Raw genomic sequence first — 18701 nt, forward strand, 5'->3', positions numbered from 1 at the left:
AGCGGCCTTTAGGCCGCTATTTTTTTATCTCTCGTTGCACAGCCAACGCTGCCACGACGTTTATAGTCCAGATGCTGATGACAGCCCTTTCATGTAGCGCCAGAATTTCTCAGAGGCCACATTCAGCCGTGCATCAAGGCGATACAGATAAACCCCCATGCGGATCACCGCATTTTCCATGCTCAGGATCGTCAGCTCTTTGTTTTTCAGCTCTTCCTGAATAGAATAGTCCGGCAGCCAGGCAATACCATAACCTTTCTTCGTCATACGTTTGAGCAAGTCGCTCATGGAAGAGACGAAATTGACCGTAAACTTATCGCTGTCGACGCTGGATAAGTAGCGGCTAACCTGACGCCCCATGTAGCTCGTCTCGGTATAGTTGAGTAGTGGCACCGATGAGGCGCTGACATCAAACAGCGGTTTCCCAGCACTATCACACGCGCAGACCGGATAAAGCCGAGATTCCAAGATCTTCTCGTGCATAAAGGGCTCTCCCATCAGATCCTCATTGTAGAATGAGAAAATGAAGTCACTGCGCCCTTCTTTGAGATTCAGCACGGCTTCATCGACATCGATCGATTCGACATAGAAGATTTTTTCCTGCGGATCCGGCACGTCTTTTAGCAACTCCGGCATGATGAAAACCGACAGCGAATGCGCTGCCGCAATGGTGATCTTGTTTTTGTAATTATCACCGCCGTGCAGCTTATTGAGCTGATATTCCAAATCATCCAGCGTATTGCGGATATAGGCGTGAAACACGCGCCCCTGCTCAGTTAACTGTAGCGGCAACGCACTACGGTCGAAAATATCAAAGCCAACCGCCGCTTCCAGAGCCTGAATACGCCGACTGAATGAGGACTGAGAAATATTCCGCTTCTCGGCAGCTAACGTAAAACTCCGGTGTTCTTCCAGCACGATAAAATCATACAGCCACTTGGTTTCGATATTATTCAGCATCACCCCTCACTCAAACGCGCAGCGTCATATTTTCGTTCCCTATGCCAACGTTCTACCTCTGCCAACGACCTGCATCGCCAATAAAGCTCCCTCCACTATACACCGTCAAAACCAATAAAAGCATAGAGATGCCAATAGTTATGCAAATCCTACATAGGAGATGGGAATTTAGCAATTCACATTACCTAGCAGTATGCGATTATTCTTTCAATTTCATAATGCTACAGGGTAAACAGCATGAACAGTCTCGTGGGAATTCTTGGTGGTATGGGGCCAGGTGCTACCGTTGATGCGATGCAAAAGCTGATCAAAAACACGCCAGCGTATCGGGATCAAGACCATATTCCGATGATTGCGGTTTCTATTCCTGATATCCCTGATAGAACGAAATGCATCCTTCAGCACAGCGCGTCGCCGCTGGATAAAATGCTGCAATATATGAAAATTCTCGAAAATGCAGGCGCTGAATGCATCATTATCCCGTGTAATACCGCGCACTATTGGTTTAATGAATTAAAACAGCAATGCCGGGCGGAGATGATCAGTATCATTGATGTGACCTGTCAGGCGATTAAAAGTGCCAACACCACGCGCGTCGGCCTGTTAGCGACGACAGCGACGGTCAAAGCGAGAATTTATCAGGACAACCTGATTGCCGACAATATTGAGTGCTACACGCCGGATGATGCAGACCAACACCAGGTAATGGAAAGCATTTACGCATATAAATCCGGTGATATCGTCGGCGCCTATAGCCTATTATCACCGGTAAAAGATCGTCTGTTGCAGGCTGGCGTTGAGAAAATTATTCTGGGTTGTACCGAACTTCCTCTGATTCTGGAGCAGGAAGTCAAAACGTCACCGCAACACTATATCGATGCAACGGAAGAGTTAATTAAGAAAACAGTCGAGTGGTATTTTACCCACAGTCCGAGAAGTGATATTGCCGCTTAATTCTTTCATGAATATATCTCAATAAATATGCCACTCGGCAGCCGAGTGGCATCGTGTAATACGCTCAATATCTAATTAACATCAATTCATAATATTGCGTATGCAAGAACGAAGATAAATAACCGTTCCGTGGTTATGATGGGAACTTGAGCGCACTATTTTGCGCGCCTGCATTAGCAACCACCCAGGATTTCGCCGCAGAGGTACTCATCAGACTGTATGAATAATTAGATGACGCTGTCCATTTAGCCGCAGGCGATTTACTTGCTACCGCCGCCGGTGAACTGCCATTATCGCTAAAGGTTGAACCATTACCTTTATCATCAACCATTCCATTCTTTTCCGCACCGCTGCCAAATACGTTGCGTTCAGAAATAACATTGGCATTCTGTGCGACAGTAAAAGCCAATTGGAATTTATTGATGTAGTTGTTGAATACGTGGAAATAACCGTAACGCATCAGTCCTGGTGCACGCACCTGAATGTTTTCGTAATAGTTATGACAGATAGTCAAACGCGGATAGCCATTGTAAGCGCTATTATTGTCATCTGCTGGGTGACCGAAAATGCAGCCATATTTATGATTTGAGAATACGCAGTTACTAATCGTGACGTAATCCGCTTTTTCACCGACATAAATCAGTTTATCGAGGCTACCGTCGTTCTCATTCCACGTATGTCCAGGCCATGAGCAGTGATCGACCCAATATCCCTTACCGTAGTTCAAATACAGCTGAATATCGTCATTATCTTTGATCCCGACATCATGTTTGAAAACCAGATTCTGGAAAATGACGTTGGCAGAGCTGGCATCCGCGCGCAGGTGAATGTTGGTCAACACATTCGCCCCACCGAAAGAACCGACGATGGTTTTATTGCTGCCAAATACCACTTTGGTCAGCGCGGATGCTTTCAGCGATGCGCCCAGCACCACAATCGTTTTTGCGGATCCGCTCACGGCTGATGTAAAATCGGCCAGAGAATTTACCGTAACAACTTTACCGCCAGTCCCTCCGGTAACATTCGCCGCTTTTGCAAAACCAATAATCCCAGTAAGATTTGTTGTTGGATAAGCCATAAATTTTCCTCTTTACAATTAGTGAATAGTAATGTCAATTGAGGTGTTAATTAACAAAATAAATAACACGCACTCGACAATTACAGAGTGTATATAGGAAAATTTATTACACTTATTAATCGAGTTTAATAAAAAACAAACCCTGCGAATAATTCATTTTTAATTAATGGCCTACCACCTCTATGATAAAAGAGGTGGCATAATAACAATCTAATTATTATTACTACCAACCTTTCACTGCCCCGCCGTTAAAAATACGGTTAGCAGCCTGTTCCACCTCATCAGACTGATAGGCCTGAATAAATTTCTTCACGTTCTCCGCCTCCTTATTATCCTCACGGGTCACAATAATATTCACATACGGCGATTCTTTATCCTCAATAAAAATACCGTCTTTCGTTGGCGTTAAACCGGTTTGCTGAATATAGGTCGTGCTAATAATCGCGACAGTGACTTGCGGATCGTCCAGCAAACGCGGCAGTTGTGCCCCTTCCACCTCCATAATACGCAGGTTATGCGTATTGGTCGTAATATCCAGCACCGTCGGTAATAAGCCCGTATCAGGTTTCAGGGTAATTAGTCCGGTTTTCTCCAGTAATAACAGCGCCCGCCCCAGATTCGTCGGATCGAAAGGAATCGCGATGGTATCGCCATCTTTCAGATCATTGATATTTTTTATTTTTTTTGAGTATCCCGCCATCGGGAAAACGAAGGTATTTCCTACCGCCACCAGCTTATAACCGTGTTCGCGATTTTGCTGTTCCAAAAAAGGACGGTGTTGAAAGACATTCGCGTCCAAATCGCTTTTATCCGTTGCCTCGTTCGGCAATAGGGAACCGCTAAACCCGACCAGTTCGACATCCAGACCATATTTCTCTTTTGCCACTTTCTTCGCGACGTCAGCGACATCCTGTTCCGCACCATTAATCACCCCCACTTTAATATGGTTGGCAGAATGGCTTGCGTTATCGCATGCGGTCAGCGTCATCGCGGCCGTGACCATTCCCGCTACCAAAGCTATACGCCATTTCTTCATCACTCTGATTCCCTGATATCGTAAATACATTGATTTCTCAATATATTGATTTAAAGAAAAAAACAGTATGTCTCTCGATTACGCGAGTCAAATAACTCCGCGTTCTATCAATATGCTTTTCATCATTCGGTCAATACGTGTGGTGAATATGTTAAGCCGATTCCATTTTACTTATCTGCTATTGCTCACCTCTTGATTCCCCCGCATTATGACACTTTGATGACTTTGGATTTACACGGCGAAACCATGATTAATGTGGCTTTGGTTGACGATCACATCGTTGTACGGTCTGGCTTTGCACAGCTTCTGGCATTAGAGAATGACATTCAGGTTGTTGGACAATATGCCTCGGCGGCACAGGCATGGCCGCATCTACTCAAACAGCCGCTTGACGTTACGGTGATTGATATCGCCATGCCGGATGAAAGCGGCCTGTCGCTATTAACCCGTCTGCGTCAACAGCGCCCTAATTTTCGCGCCATTATTCTGAGCATTTACGATACCACCGCATTTGTACAAAGCGCGTTGGATGCGGGTGCAGGTGGCTATCTCACGAAGCGCTGTGGTCCGGAAGAGTTAGTACAGGCCGTTCGCGTGGTCAGCAGCGGTGGGCTTTACCTGTGTGCCGATGCGCTGCACGCCATTCGCCATCAGCAGCAGCCACCGAAGGAGCTGCTGGCGCTGACCCCACGCGAGCGGGAAATATTCAGCCATCTGATCAACGGGATTAGTGTGAAAAGCATCGCTGAACAGCTCGAACTCAGCCATAAAACCGTTCACGTGCACCGCGCCAACATTCTCAGTAAATTGCAGTGTGAATCAACGGTAGAGCTGGTGCACTTTGCGCTCCAGCACCAACTGCTGGCAGGGAAATAGGCCATGCGCCGTCTGCACGTCATCGGTATGACGCTGTTTTTGGCCTTTTTCTACAGCCTGACCTGGCTAGCGCTATGGACCATCAGTTTCTATTTAAGCAACAACGGTCAGCAAGCAGCACTGTTGCTACCGCAAGGGTTACGGCTGGCGCTGATGATTTTGCTGCCGCGTAAATACTGGCCGACCTTACTGCTTTCCGAAATCGCTATCCAGAGCGGGCTTATCAGCGAGCAGCTCATGACGCGTTCGCTGCTACTGCTTTCCCCGTTCCTCAGCCTGATTCCGGCCCTCATCACGCACAAAATTTGGCATCGCCATACGCTTTACTGGCAACGCCTCCTGCTGTTGCTGGCAGCGCTGTCGCTCAACACGATTCTGCACGGCATCGCCATTGGCCCCTGGTTGCATTCGCAACTGACGCAAACGCTGCTGGCCACGTTTACCGGAGGCGTCCTGCTGATTCCGTTCACCTATCTGCTGTACGAATACATCAAGCAGCAACACTTGCAGACCCTGCTGGCACAGGAGATCCCCGATCCGCCGCTGCGTACCTCGCTGCTGATTTGGTGCTCGCTGTTTTTTTCTATCGGCGTTTGCCTGCAAATGACGTTCACACCCGAGATGGAACGCCTGCTGCTAATCTTCGTTTTTCTGCCCAACGTGGTGATGGCGTATAAATTTGGCTGGCAAGGCGGCGTGCTCTCCGCCGTACTCGGCAGTTTGATGATTGCCGTCACGCGTCAGGTGAGCGGTGCCTTCGACGATTTGCGCGAACTGGAGCTATTTCTATCCACGCAGGCATTGCTCGGTATTGGGCTGGGGATCGCGATCAGCCGTCAGCAACAGCTGGCACAGCGGCTACAGCGCTATCGCCAGCAGTTGGAGCAGGAGTTGAAAACTCGGCGGCGGCTCATGGAGCGCATCATCCATACCGAAGAGGCCGTACGCAAAGACATCGCGCGCGAGCTGCACGATGACATCGGCCAAAATATCACCGCCATTCAGATCCAGGCCATGCTGGTAAAACACAGCGCACCTGCCGAAGCCGCCCAGCATGCTGCTGGACAAATCAGCGAGCTGTCGCGACGCATCCACCACACCACGCGCCAGCTTCTGCGCCAACTGCGCCCGCCAGTGCTGGATGAGATGGTGCTGGATAAAGCGTTGCATCATCTGGCGGATGAATTCGCCTTCGCCGCACGCGGCATTCAGTTTCAGCTGGATTATCAGCTTCCCACGCCCCCGCATGATGACGTGGTGGTTTTTACTCTTTACCGACTGGTGCAGGAACTGCTGAATAACATCAACAAGCACGCCAGCGCTACGCAGATTATGGTTCGGCTTTCGCAGCAAGATGACATGATCACACTCGACGTCATTGATAACGGCGTGGGCATTGCACAAAAAGACAGGACCAGCCCCACGAGCGGCGGCTTCGGCCTGCGGGGCATCGAGGAGCGCGTTCAGGCACTGGGTGGCAATTGGCTGGTGAAGACCGCGACCGGCAGTGAATCCACCACACTGCACGGCACACACATAATTGTTAACCTGCCCACAAAATTTAAACAAAAAGACGATTAGCTAGGAATTATTCCTAGTCACCTAAAACCTTGTCTCATCCTTTTTGATTCGCATCCCCCTACTCTTCTCTCAACGCGACGGAGAACCCCATGCACGCACCCATGTTTTCTACGGGCCAGGACTCAACGGGACAGCTTTCACCCACACAAATCAGCCAGCGCTATCGCTACTGGCGACCACGGTTGCTGATTTCCATGGTCATCGGGTACGCCACGTTTTACCTGACGCGCAAAAGCATCAACTTCGTCATGCCGGTGATGCAGTTGGAATTAGGGTTAAGCAAAGGCGATATCGGTCTTCTGGGGACGTTGTTTTATCTCTGTTACGGCGCCTCCAAGTTTATTTCCGGCATCGTGTGCGATCGCAGCCAGGTGCGCTGGTTTATGGGCGTCGGGCTGATGATTACTGGGGTGCTGAACATTCTGTTCATGTACTGCCAGTCGCTCACGGGGTTACTGATTGTCTGGGCGCTGAACGGGTTCTTTCAGGGCTGGGGTTGGCCCCCCTGCGCCAGGCTGCTGAGCAGTTGGTATTCGCGCAATGAGCGCGGTCTCTGGTGGGGATGCTGGAATACGTCAATCAATATTGGCGGCGCTGCGGTTCCCCTGCTCGCAGGCTATCTGGTCTCAGAATGGGGATGGCAGGCAGCGCTGCTGGTGCCGGGCATCATCGGCATTGTGATTGGTCTGTGGCTGTGCTGGCAGCTGTGCGACAAACCGCAGCAGCAGGGATTGCCCAGTGTCGGCCAGTGGCGACGTGATGCGCTGGAGATTCGTCAGGAGCAGCAGAGTCCGCCGATGCCGATGCGCCAGATTTTGCGTGATGCGATTCTGCGTAACCGCACCATCTGGCTGCTCGGGTTCTCCTACATTCTGGTGTACCTGATTCGTATCGCACTGAATGACTGGGGAAACATCTGGCTGTCGGAGAGCCACGGCTTCAACCTCCTCAGCGCGAACGCCACGCTGTCGCTGTTTGAACTCGGTGGATTGCTGGGGGCGCTGTTTGCCGGTTGGGGGTCGGACCTGCTGTTTCGTGGTCAACGCGCACCGATGATTTTGCTGTTTGCCCTCGGGCTGTTTTTAACCATGACCGCGCTGTGGCTGGCACCGATTCACCACTATTCACTGCTCGCGGCCTGTTTCTTCAGTATCGGTTTTTTTGTTTTTGGACCACAGATGTTGATCGGTCTGGCTGCAACGGAATACAGCCATAAGGATGCTGCAGGCACGGTGACAGGTTTTCTGGCGTTGTTCGCCTATCTGGGGGCGGCGTTGGCAGGCTGGCCACTGGCACAGGTGCTGCAACACTACGGATGGTCGGGATTTTTTACTCTGCTGGCGTTGGCTTCAGCTTGCATCGGACTGTTATTGATGCCGCTGCTGATGGCAGGCGTAAGCCGCCGGGAACGTTTGATGACATCAAAATAGCGATAACTATCGATAATTATATAAGAGAAGGAAAACATCATGAAACTGAGTACCTTAACTACCCTCATCGCCGCTGGACTGACCGTTGCTGCTGTTACCACCACTACCGCTCGGGCGGAAGGACGCCTGGTCATTTACTGTAGCGCCACCAACACCTTCTGCGAAGAAGAAGCCAAGGCCTTCGGTGAGAAACACAATGTTAAAACCTCCTTTATCCGCAACGGTTCTGGCAGCACACTGGCGAAAGTCGATGCAGAGAAGAAAAACCCTCAGGCTGACGTCTGGTACGGCGGCACACTGGATCCGCAATCTCAAGCGGGCGAGATGGATCTGCTGGAACCCTATCAGTCTAAAAACCTTGATCAGATCATGCCGCAGTTCCGCGATCCCGCGAAACGTAAAGGCAACTACTCGTCTGCCGTTTACGTCGGCATCCTCGGCTTCGGCGTCAACACCGATCGCCTGAAAGAGAAAAATCTGCCGGTTCCACAATGCTGGAAAGATCTGACCAACCCAATCTACAAAGGCGAAATCCAGATTGCCGACCCACAAAGTTCCGGTACGGCTTATACCGCACTGGCGACCTTCTCCCAGCTGTGGGGTCAGGATCAGGCCTTTGATTACCTGAAAAAACTGAATACCAACGTGTCGCAGTACACCAAATCCGGTATTGCCCCAGCACGTAACGCCGCACGTGGCGAAACTGCTATCGGCATCGGCTTCCTGCATGACTACTCGCTGGAAAAAGAGAAAGGCGCGCCACTGACGCTGATCTCTCCGTGTGAAGGCACCGGCTATGAAATTGGCGGCGTCAGCATCCTGAAAGGCGCGCGCAATATGGATAACGCCAAGCTGTTCGTTGACTGGGCGCTGTCAAAAGAAGCACAGGAACTCTCCTGGAAGAAAGGCCAGTCCTACCAGATTCTGACCAACACCACTGCAGAAGCGTCCCCACTGTCGCTGAAATTGCAGGATCTGAAACTGATCAACTACGACATGGACAAATACGGCGCGGCAGACGTGCGTAAAGAGCTGATTTCCAAGTGGGTTAACGAAGTCAAAATGGGCCAATAATCTCGATTCATTGCCTTTGATTCATTGACTTCTATTGATTGAAAAATAATGGGAACACGGCGGCGAGGCTTGCTCGCATTTCGCTTAACGCCGTGTTTTCAGCATCGCTAATTAACCATTACTCAATATTATTCACCACCTAATACCTGTGACGATTCAATCTTATAAAACAACGCTATAAAGCACCAGGGAACCTTATGTCACACACACAAACGCTTTCACCGACGCCTAAGCGGGATCCCATTTTCCTGTGGCTGGCGCTGATTGCAGCAACCTTCTTGCTGCTGCCAGCGTGGAGCCTGGATTACGGCCTGCTGGATGCCTCACGCGATGAACTGCTGGCAGCCTACAGCTGGTCAAACCTGAATATCAGCCTGCTGTGGTTCCTGCTCCCATTAGGGTTGCTGGCGCGTCCGCTGTTTACGCCCGGTCGGGAACAGCGTGGCCGCCACCGTTTTGATGCAGCTTATGCGTTGTTCTGTGCGCTTTTCGTGGTCATCAGTGCCACGGTTGAAGGGCGCGGAATGGGCTATGGCACGATCGCACTATTTGTCGCGCTGAGTGCGATTATTACGCTGGCGCTCTCTAGGCTGGACTGGCTGGGTGGCGATCGCTTCGTCATCGGCTCGCTCATCAGCATCATCGCGCTGATTGGCGTGTTTATTCTTTACCCCAGCATCGCCATCTTCATCCCGATGTTCACCAACGACAGCGGCGAATTCGCACCGCTGGCATTTATGCAGATTCTGGGTCAGACACACATTTTACGGGTGATCTGGAACTCATTCCTGCTGTCGGTTGCTGTCGGTATCGGCTGTACTTTCTTCGGTATGGTGCTAGCGATCTACACCTCGCGCATCGCCCGCCGCTCCGCGATTATCGGCCGTATTTTCTCCATACTGCCTATCGTTACGCCACCATTTGTTGTCGGATTAGGCGTGACGCTGATGATGGGCCGCTCCGGTTACATGACCGAGCTGATGGTGGATTGGTTCGGGCTGACGAACACCAACTGGCTGTATGGTTTTACCGGCATCTGGCTGGCGCAGGTACTCGCCTTCACACCAATGTCATTTATGATTCTGGAAGGCGCGATGAAGACGATTCATCCGTCGCTGGAAGAAGCGTCGTACACCCTGCGTGCTAACCGTTATCAAACCTTTCAGCGGGTTTTCCTACCCTTGCTGAAACCGGCGCTCGCCAACTCGTTCCTGATCGTGATCGTCCAGTCGCTGGCCGACTTCAGTAACCCACTGGTGCTGGGCGGTAACTTCGACGTACTCGCCACCCAGATTTACTTCTACATCACCGGGGCCCAACTGGATTACCAGTCAGCCAGTACGCTCGGCGTTGTCCTGCTGGTGTTCTCACTGGCCGTGTTCTGCGTGCAATATCTGTGGATCGGTAAACGCTCCTACGTGACGATTTCGGGTAAATCCTCTCGGGGTGATGTGCAGCCGCTACCCGTTTCGTTGGTGTGGATCGTCAGCATCCTGCTCTATGTCTGGATTGCCTTTAACGTCTTGCTATACGGCAGCATTTTCTACGGCAGCTTTACCGTTAACTGGGGCGTGGATTACACCCTGACGCTGGCAAATTTCAGCAAGCTGTTCGGGCAAGGCTTTAGCGACGGCGCCTGGCCTTCCCTGCTGGATACGCTGTTGTTCGCGGGTATCGCCGCACCGATTACGGCACTGTTCGGACTACTTATCGCCTACATCGTGGTGCGCCAGCAGTTCTACGGCAAGAAGGCTATCGAGTTCACCACCATGCTGTGCTTTGCGGTACCGGGTACGGTTGCCGGTGTGTCTTACATCCTGGCCTTTAACAGCGCGCCGGTTTACTTAACGGGAACCGCAGTGATCGTCATCATGTCGATGGTGATGCGTAACGTGCCGGTTGGTATCCGTGCGGGTATTGCCGGACTGGGGCAGTTGGATAAATCACTGGACGAAGCATCACTCAGCCTGCGTGCGGGTTCGATGCGCACGGTGTTTTATATTCTGCTACCGCTGCTGCGTCCGGCCATTTTGTCTGCACTGATTTACAGTTTCGTACGTGCGATTACCACCGTCAGCGCCATTATCTTCTTAGTTACACCGGATACTCGCGTCGCCACATCTTACATTCTTAACCGCGTGGAAGACGGTGAATACGGTATGGCGATTGCCTACGGTTCCATCCTGATTGTGGTCATGCTGGCCATTATTTTCCTGTTCGATTATCTGGTCGGTGAAGCGCGGATTTCCCGCACGAAAGCCAAGAATAATGCCTAAGCGGAGTGATTACCTTGAATACTGAAAAAAGCTTTGTCGAACTGAAGCACATCACTAAACGCTTCGGCAACAACACCGTCATTGATGACTTGAATCTGGCGATCCCACAGGGAAAGATGGTCACGCTGTTAGGGCCCTCTGGCTGCGGTAAAACGACGGTACTTCGGGCGGTTGCCGGTTTGGAAAAACCGACAGAAGGCCAGATTTTCATCGATGGCGAAGACGTCACCGAGCGCTCAATTCAGCAGCGCGATATCTGCATGGTGTTCCAGTCTTACGCCCTCTTCCCGCACATGTCGCTGGGGGAAAACATTGGCTACGGGCTGAAAATGCTCGGTCGCCCGAAAGCGGAAATCAATCAACGCGTAAAAGAAGCGCTGGCGCTGGTCGACCTGGCAGGGTTTGAAGATCGCTACGTCGACCAGATTTCCGGCGGACAGCAGCAGCGTGTCGCTTTGGCGCGTGCGCTGATCCTCAAACCTAAAGTCCTGCTGTTCGATGAGCCACTGAGTAACCTTGATGCTAACCTGCGCCGCAGCATGCGTGAGAAAATCCGTGAGCTTCAGCAGCAGTTCAACATCACCTCGTTGTATGTTACGCACGATCAGAGCGAAGCCTTCGCGGTATCCGACATGGTTCTCGTGATGAACAAAGGCAAAATCATGCAGTTGGGTGCGCCGCAGGAACTTTATCGCCAGCCGGCTTCCCGCTTCATGGCCAGCTTTATGGGAGATGCCAACATTTTCCCTGCCACCTTCACGGTAGACAGCGTGAACATCTACGGCTATCTCATTCCGCGTCCGCAGGGCTTTGCCGCCGGCTTAAGCGAATCGACTGTCGGTATTCGCCCAGAAGCCATTACGCTCAGCCATCAGGGTGACGAAAGCCAGCGTTGCACCATCACGCAGGTCGCCTACATGGGGCCGCAGTACGAAGTGCAGGTGGACTGGCACGGACAGTCAATGCTGTTGCAGGTTAACGCAACCCAGCTTCAGCCGAATCCGGGTGACAACTACTATCTGCAAATCCACCCTTACGGCATGTTTGTGTTGTCCGAGCAGTAAATATCGGATAGTTATCCACCACAAACTGGGAGCGCTTGCTCCCAGTTTTACTTTTTACAAACATCTAAGAACGCCTACAAACGTCAGTTTCTCTTCGGCCGACTTCGATTGCGCCGGAATACATACACCGATTACGGATTCCCTGTGCGATTTGTTATGATGATGCTCTTTTACGCATAGAATCACGCACGGAATAGCCGCAATGAAACAGAAACCCATAACCTTACACGATGTCGCCGAGTACGCTGGGGTTTCCTATCAGACGGTTTCCCGCGTGCTGAACCAAGCACCTCATGTGTCATCCCGTACTCGCAGTAAAGTGGAACAGGCGATGGCGGCACTTAACTACACACCTAATCGCGTCGCCCAGCAACTGGCAGGGAAAACCATCACCACTCTGGGGCTGGTCACCACCGATCTTTCGCTGCACGCACCTTCACAAATTGCTGCGGCGATTAAGAGCACTGCCAGTCAGTTAGGTATTAACATTGTGATGTCCATGCTGAGCAGCCCGGATGTCAACACCTGCAATAACGCCGTTAACGACCTGCTTTCTCAGCGGGTCAGCGGGGTTATCGTGAATGTCCCGCTCTCATCGGATGACGTCGCCCACATTAGCCAGACTTGTGCCGATACGCCCGTCCTGTTCATGGATGCCGATCCGCATACCGACATACTGAACGTCATGTTCGACCCCGATCACGGCGCACGTTTGGCTATCGCCCATCTCTTGCAACTGGGGCACCAGCATATCGCCCTATTGACGGGACCAATGACCTCGATTTCAGCCTGCCTGCGCTATGAAGGCTGGCTAGCCGAGTTAGAAAAACAGCAGCTCTCGCCTGCTTCAGTGCTGCATGGCGACTGGAGCGCTGCTTCCGGTTACCACCAGACGCTGGCCCTGCTGGGGCAATCTCAGCGCGTCTCCGCCATTGTTGTAGCGAACGATCAAATGGCGCTTGGCGTTCTGCGCGCACTGCACGAATATGGCCTTCGTGTGCCGGAACAGATGTCAGTCATCGGCTTTGACGATACTCAGGACAGCGCGTATTACACCCCACCACTGACAACCATTCGCCAGGATTTCAGGCTATTAGGTAAAGAAGGCGTCACTCGTTTGCTCGCCACGCTACGCGATCCTACTCAGAGTACGTCACTGCTGTTACCCACCGAACTGATCGTACGCCATAGCACCGCGGTGCATTCATCAACACATGCCTCCCTGCAAGAACTCACCAAAAACTTGTTGGACATTACACGCCAGCTCCAAATGCTGTAATCCTTTACACAATAGCCCCCTATTCACTGCCGATGCCAAACATTAACAAAATAAGATGATAAACAATAAGTTATTTATACCTCTTCGTTGATTTATTGCGTCGTGCTTTCCAAATTCGATGTTCTCTCATTGTTCTTACAAACGATCTTTGTGATCGCTTCCACTTTATTGTCACGTTCCACTTTACTCGCCTTGATGAGTCGATATGTTATGAGTAACACAAAATTGTGAGCGGATAACAATTCAAGAAATCCATCACAGTGAAAGACTCAAGACGTTCAGGAGCCAAGCCATCATGAGCGATACCGTTTTACCGCATCCAGTACGCCATCGCGTCACACTGCAAGACATCCTTGCCCGACGCGATTGGGAAAACCCAGCCTGTACTCACTATCAGCGGCTCCCCGCGCATCCGCCGTTTAACAGCTGGCGCAGCGTCGCTGCCGCACAGCAGGATGAACCTTCTCAGCGGCTGCGTCGCCTGAATGGCGAATGGACGTTTAGCTATTTCACTCAGCCGGAAGCCGTTCCGGAAAGCTGGTTACGACAGGATTTGCCTGATTCCGCTACCATTCCAGTTCCTTCAAACTGGCAGTTACAGGGCTATGACGCTCCAATTTATACCAACGTAAAATACCCGATCCCCGTCAATCCCCCTTATGTGCCAAAAGACAATCCCACCGGTTGTTACTCGCTCACTTTTAAGGTCAATCATGACTGGATCAGCAACGGGCAAACCCGGATTATCTTTGATGGTGTTAACTCCGCGTTTTATCTCTGGTGTAACGGTCACTGGGTAGGCTATTCGCAGGATAGCCGCCTGCCTGCGGAGTTTGATATCGGCCACTATCTGACAACCGGAGAGAATCGGCTGGCCGTCATGGTGTTACGCTGGTCTGATGGCAGCTATCTGGAAGATCAGGATATGTGGCGTATGAGCGGTATTTTCCGCGATGTCACACTTCTGCATAAACCGACGGTTCACCTCAGCGATATCCAGCTCACTACGCCGCTCAGCGCCGATTTCCGCCACGGCACGCTGGAGATTCAAGCTAGGGCAACCCTCACCGACGTTGAATCCAAAAGCCACCGCGTCCGTGCACAGCTTTGGCGTGGTAATAAACTCATCGGCGACACACGACAGGCGTTCGGCAGCGATATTGTCGATGAACGCGGAGCCTATCATGACAAGTCTTTTCTCAGCATCGACGTGCCACAGCCCGATCTGTGGAGCGCCGAACTGCCGAATCTATACCGCGCGGTTATCGCACTGGAAACGGCAGAAGGCGAGCTAGTCGAAGCGGAAGCCTATGATATCGGTTTCAGAAAAGTGGAAATCCGTAGCGGCCTGCTGCTGCTGAACGGTCAACCGCTGCTGATCCGCGGGGTTAACCGTCACGAGCATCATCCACAGCACGGTCAGGTCATGGATGAGGACACAATGCGGCGCGATATTATGCTGATGAAGCAGCATAATTTTAACGCCGTACGCTGCTCACATTATCCCAACCATCCGCTGTGGTATCGACTGTGCGATCGCTACGGCTTATATGTTGTGGATGAAGCGAACATTGAGACACACGGCATGCAGCCGATGAACCGACTGTCTGACGATCCTGTCTGGCTACCAGCCTACAGCGAACGCGTATCAAGAATGGTACAGCGCGACCGCAATCATCCCTGCGTCATTATCTGGTCATTGGGGAACGAATCCGGCTACGGCGCAAACCATGACGCGCTCTATCAGTGGATCAAACGCCACGATCCGACTCGCCCTGTACATTACGAAGGCGGCGGCGCGAACAGTCGTGCGACCGATATAGTGTGCCCCATGTACGCTCGCGTTGATGAAGATCAGCCCTTCCCCAGCGTTCCCAAATGGTCGATCACCAAATGGGTCAGCATGCCAGACGAGCATCGCCCCCTCATCCTCTGCGAGTATGCACACGCGATGGGTAACAGTCTGGGGGGATTCGCCCGTTACTGGCAGGCATTCCGTCAATACCCTCGGTTGCAGGGCGGATTCATCTGGGACTGGGTCGATCAGGCGCTGACCCGACGTGACGAACAAGGCAATACCTACTGGGCGTACGGTGGAGATTTTGGCGACACACCTAACGATCGCCAGTTCTGTCTGGATGGCCTACTTTTTCCCGATCGCACACCACATCCCAGCCTCTATGAAGCTCAGCGAGCACAGCAGCACATTCAATTCGCCTGGCAGGCTGAGTCACCGGGTGAGCTGCGCGTCACCAGCGAATACCTGTTTCGCCATATGGACAATGAGCAGTTGAACTGGTGTATTACGCTGAATGGTAAGACGCTCGCAGAAGGTTCACTGCCGCTGACGCTAGCGCCGCAGGCTACCCAGACACTGACGTTGCTGGAAGCCCTTCCCACAGTCGATCGCGCGAGAGAACTTTGGCTCAACGTTGAAGTTGTACAGCCTAAAGCCACCGCCTGGTCAGAAGCTAATCACCGTTGTGCCTGGGATCAGTGGAAACTTCCTGTACCGCTTCATCTTCCCGAGGCACCGAGTTCTGGACAGAAGAAACCACCCGTTCTGCGATCGTCCGATGTGTACTTTGACATCATCCAGAGCGAACAGCATTGGCGCTTTAACCGCCAGAGCGGCTGGCTGGAACAGTGGTGGACGGCGGATGCCCCAACGCTGTTAACCCCTTTGCAGGATCAGTTTGTTCGGGCACCGCTGGATAACGATATCGGTATCAGCGAGGTGGATCGCATCGACCCTCGCGCCTGGGCCGAACGCTGGAAATCGGTCGGACTTTATCAATTACAGACGCAGTGTGTCGCCATTCAGGCTGACCAACTCGCCGACGCTGTGCACATTGTCACCGAGCACGTATTCCGCCATGCCGGACAGATTCTGCTGCGGAGTAAAAAGCGCTGGCAGATTGATGCACATGGCGTGATGACAGTGGATGTCGATGTTGATGTCGCCACGACGCTGCCGTCACTGGCCAGAGTGGGCTTGAGTTGCCAGTTAGCCGACATCGCGCCTCAGGTCAGTTGGGTCGGGCTTGGGCCTCATGAAAATTACCCAGACCGACAGCTCGCGGCACAGCATGGGCACTGGAATCTGCCGTTGGATGACCTGCACACGCCTTACATTTTCCCAACGGAAAACGGGCTGCGCTGCAATACGCGTACGCTGACGTATGGCAAATGGACCATTACCGGAAACTTCCACTTTGGGTTAAGCCGCTATGGGCTAACACAATTAATGACGTGCACTCACCACCACTTATTAGAAAAGGAAAAAGGCGTTTGGCTCAATCTGGATGGTTTCCACATGGGAATTGGCGGCGATGACTCCTGGAGCCCTAGCGTTCATCGCGATGATTTACTCACGGCGACACATTATCACTATCGCGTCGCCATGCACCACCACCAGCCCTATTGATATGAAAAAGCAGTATTAAAAAACGACGAAAGAGCGCGGTATCTACCCTAAATAATTCAAGTTGCAGGCAGGCGGCAAGAGAAGGTATCCCGATGAGCTTACTCAAGTAAGTGATTCGGGTAACTGAGCGTAGCCAACACACCTGCGGCTTGAAGTATGACGGGTATACCGCCTCTTTCCACCCTGTTTATATCCAGCAAGTATCTATCCGACGTCAAAATAAACGTTGCGGATATTATACATATCGGAGAAAGCAACATGTACTACCTACATAATAGGAATTTCTGGATATTCGGCCTGTTTTTCTTTTTCTATTTCTTCATCATGGGGGCTTACTTCCCCTTCTTCCCTATTTGGCTGCATGATATTAACCAAATAAGTAAAAGCGATACGGGAATTATTTTCGCCTGTATTTCTTTTTTCGCTCTGCTATTCCAACCGATATTTGGTTTGCTATCCGATAAATTAGGATTGAGAAAACACCTGCTATGGATTATTACCATAATGCTGGTGTTTTTTGCCCCGTTCTTCATTTATGTTTTCGGCCCATTACTAAAATACAATATCGTGTTAGGTTCTATCGTCGGCGGGATGTACCTGGGGTTCATTAACAACGGCGGTGCACCGGCTATTGAGGCCTATATCGAGAAAGTCAGCCGCCGTAGCCAGTTTGAATTTGGCCGTGCGCGTCTGTTTGGCTGTCTCGGCTGGGCGCTCTGTGCGTCTATCGTCGGTATTATGTTTACCATCAATAACCAGTTTGTTTTCTGGCTGGGTTCAGGTTGTGCCGTCATCCTCGCCATCCTGTTGCTGCTGGCAAAACCAGAGGCCTCCTCCAGCGCTCTCGTTGCCGATCAGGTAGGCTCCAACCAGAAACCGTTCAACCTAAAAATGGCAGCCGAACTGCTAAAAGAACGCAAAATATGGTTCCTGACGCTCTATGTCGTCGGCGTGTCGTGCACCTATGATGTGTTCGATCAGCAGTTTGCCAACTTCTTCACCTCGTTTTTCGAGACACGACAAGAAGGAACGCGAGTATTTGGTTACGTCACCACGCTGGGTGAATTGCTCAATGCCACCATCATGTTTTTCGCACCGCTGATTGTGAACCGTATCGGCGGTAAAAACGCCCTGTTAATCGCTGGGACGATTATGTCCGTGCGCATTATTGGTTCGGCTTTTGCCAGTTCCGTGCTGGAAGTGATTGTGTTGAAAACGCTGCACATGTTTGAAGCCCCGTTCCTGATTGTTGGGTGCTTCAAATACATTACTACGGTCTTTGAAGTCCGCTTTTCCGCAACGATTTATCTGGTGTGCTTCTGCTTCTTTAAACAGGTATCGATTATTTTCATGTCGATCTTTGCTGGCAATATGTATGACAGCATCGGTTTTCATGGCACTTACCTGATTTTAGGCGGCATTGCCCTTTCCTTTACCGCGATATCCCTCTTTACGCTGTCAGGAAAAGGGCCGCTGTATGCGTTTTCCGATAAACAGAAAGCGCCGCTGAATACCCTCTAGCGATGACAGGACGCAATAAAATGCCGGTATTTGCCAAAAATATCGGCAGATTGCACATTCTCTCACCGAACAGTACGATTTTGTGGTTTACGCCTTTGACATGCACGGCACACGTCGTTATTATTCGCCCCGTTCACACGATTCC

General features: G+C 51.4%; 13 protein-coding genes. 10 read left to right on the plus strand and 3 right to left on the minus strand.

The genetic code is table 11. The annotated features are described in order from the left end of the window. Positions 1-60: 60 nt before the first annotated feature. Positions 61-960 (minus strand): hypochlorite stress DNA-binding transcriptional regulator HypT, encoded by a 900-nt coding sequence (gene hypT / locus H0247_RS17820; RefSeq protein ID WP_010285882.1) that lies wholly within the window; start codon positions 958-960, stop codon positions 61-63. Positions 961-1197: 237 nt separating this feature from the next. Between hypT and H0247_RS17825 the strand changes: the two genes are divergently transcribed. Beyond that, positions 1198-1914, plus strand: coding sequence for an aspartate/glutamate racemase family protein (locus tag H0247_RS17825; protein WP_180743741.1), 717 nt, complete (start codon positions 1198-1200; stop codon positions 1912-1914). A gap of 133 nt (positions 1915-2047) precedes the next feature. On the opposite strand, the gene H0247_RS17830 is transcribed toward H0247_RS17825, so the two are convergent. Together H0247_RS17830 and H0247_RS17835 are read right to left on the minus strand one after the other, a co-directional pair. Beyond that, positions 2048-2992, minus strand: coding sequence for a pectate lyase (locus H0247_RS17830; protein ID WP_180743742.1), 945 nt, complete (start codon positions 2990-2992; stop codon positions 2048-2050). A gap of 223 nt (positions 2993-3215) precedes the next feature. Beyond that, the gene (locus H0247_RS17835; protein WP_370463382.1) at positions 3216-4031 is read right to left on the minus strand and encodes a MetQ/NlpA family lipoprotein; all 816 of its coding nucleotides are present in this window, start codon (positions 4029-4031) and stop codon (positions 3216-3218) included. Between the two features lie 243 nt (positions 4032-4274). Between H0247_RS17835 and H0247_RS17840 the strand changes: the two genes are divergently transcribed. From H0247_RS17840 to H0247_RS17880, 9 genes are all read left to right on the plus strand, one after another. Next, entirely contained in the window at positions 4275-4904 is a 630-nt protein-coding gene (locus tag H0247_RS17840) for a response regulator transcription factor (protein ID WP_180743763.1), read from the plus strand. 3 nt (positions 4905-4907) lie between these two features. Beyond that, positions 4908-6485 (plus strand): MASE1 domain-containing protein, encoded by a 1578-nt coding sequence (locus tag H0247_RS17845; RefSeq protein ID WP_180743744.1) that lies wholly within the window; start codon positions 4908-4910, stop codon positions 6483-6485. Positions 6486-6574: 89 nt separating this feature from the next. Next, the gene (uhpC, locus tag H0247_RS17850; RefSeq protein ID WP_255434012.1) at positions 6575-7915 is read left to right on the plus strand and encodes an MFS transporter family glucose-6-phosphate receptor UhpC; all 1341 of its coding nucleotides are present in this window, start codon (positions 6575-6577) and stop codon (positions 7913-7915) included. Between the two features lie 39 nt (positions 7916-7954). Then, positions 7955-8989 (plus strand): ABC transporter substrate-binding protein, encoded by a 1035-nt coding sequence (locus H0247_RS17855; RefSeq protein WP_180743745.1) that lies wholly within the window; start codon positions 7955-7957, stop codon positions 8987-8989. 197 nt (positions 8990-9186) lie between these two features. Continuing rightward, entirely contained in the window at positions 9187-11265 is a 2079-nt protein-coding gene (locus H0247_RS17860) for an iron ABC transporter permease (RefSeq protein ID WP_180743746.1), read from the plus strand. A 5-nt stretch (positions 11266-11270) separates the two neighbouring features. Beyond that, on the plus strand, positions 11271-12329 hold the full coding sequence (gene fbpC / locus H0247_RS17865; protein WP_180743747.1) for a ferric ABC transporter ATP-binding protein: 1059 nt from the start codon (positions 11271-11273) through the stop codon (positions 12327-12329). Between the two features lie 202 nt (positions 12330-12531). Then, a complete protein-coding gene (locus H0247_RS17870; RefSeq protein WP_180743748.1) occupies positions 12532-13608 on the plus strand; it encodes a LacI family DNA-binding transcriptional regulator in 1077 nt (358 codons plus the stop codon). A gap of 295 nt (positions 13609-13903) precedes the next feature. Continuing rightward, positions 13904-17035, plus strand: coding sequence for a beta-galactosidase (locus H0247_RS17875; protein ID WP_180743749.1), 3132 nt, complete (start codon positions 13904-13906; stop codon positions 17033-17035). Positions 17036-17293: 258 nt separating this feature from the next. Next, positions 17294-18556 carry an MFS transporter gene (locus H0247_RS17880; RefSeq protein WP_180743750.1) on the plus strand — a complete coding sequence of 421 codons (1263 nt, stop codon included), beginning with the start codon at positions 17294-17296 and terminating at the stop codon, positions 18554-18556. Positions 18557-18701: the final 145 nt, after the last annotated feature.

It is taken from the genome of Pectobacterium sp. CFBP8739, from assembly GCF_013449375.1.
In the GTDB taxonomy this organism is placed as follows: Bacteria; Pseudomonadota; Gammaproteobacteria; order Enterobacterales; family Enterobacteriaceae; genus Pectobacterium.

Excerpts from the sequence above, each read along its gene's own strand:
- H0247_RS17880 (WP_180743750.1), top strand. The coding sequence starts at position 17,294 with ATGTACTACCTACATAATAGGAATTTCTGGATATTCGGCCTGTTTTTC.
- H0247_RS17875 (WP_180743749.1), top strand. The coding sequence starts at position 13,904 with ATGAGCGATACCGTTTTACCGCATCCAGTACGCCATCGCGTCACACTG.
- H0247_RS17870 (WP_180743748.1), top strand. The coding sequence starts at position 12,532 with ATGAAACAGAAACCCATAACCTTACACGATGTCGCCGAGTACGCTGGG.
- H0247_RS17840 (WP_180743763.1), top strand. The coding sequence starts at position 4,275 with ATGATTAATGTGGCTTTGGTTGACGATCACATCGTTGTACGGTCTGGC.
- H0247_RS17855 (WP_180743745.1), top strand. The coding sequence starts at position 7,955 with ATGAAACTGAGTACCTTAACTACCCTCATCGCCGCTGGACTGACCGTT.
- H0247_RS17845 (WP_180743744.1), top strand. The coding sequence starts at position 4,908 with ATGCGCCGTCTGCACGTCATCGGTATGACGCTGTTTTTGGCCTTTTTC.
- H0247_RS17825 (WP_180743741.1), top strand. The coding sequence starts at position 1,198 with ATGAACAGTCTCGTGGGAATTCTTGGTGGTATGGGGCCAGGTGCTACC.
- uhpC (WP_255434012.1), top strand. The coding sequence starts at position 6,575 with ATGCACGCACCCATGTTTTCTACGGGCCAGGACTCAACGGGACAGCTT.
- H0247_RS17860 (WP_180743746.1), top strand. The coding sequence starts at position 9,187 with ATGTCACACACACAAACGCTTTCACCGACGCCTAAGCGGGATCCCATT.
- H0247_RS17830 (WP_180743742.1), bottom strand. The coding sequence starts at position 2,992 with ATGGCTTATCCAACAACAAATCTTACTGGGATTATTGGTTTTGCAAAA.
- hypT (WP_010285882.1), bottom strand. The coding sequence starts at position 960 with ATGCTGAATAATATCGAAACCAAGTGGCTGTATGATTTTATCGTGCTG.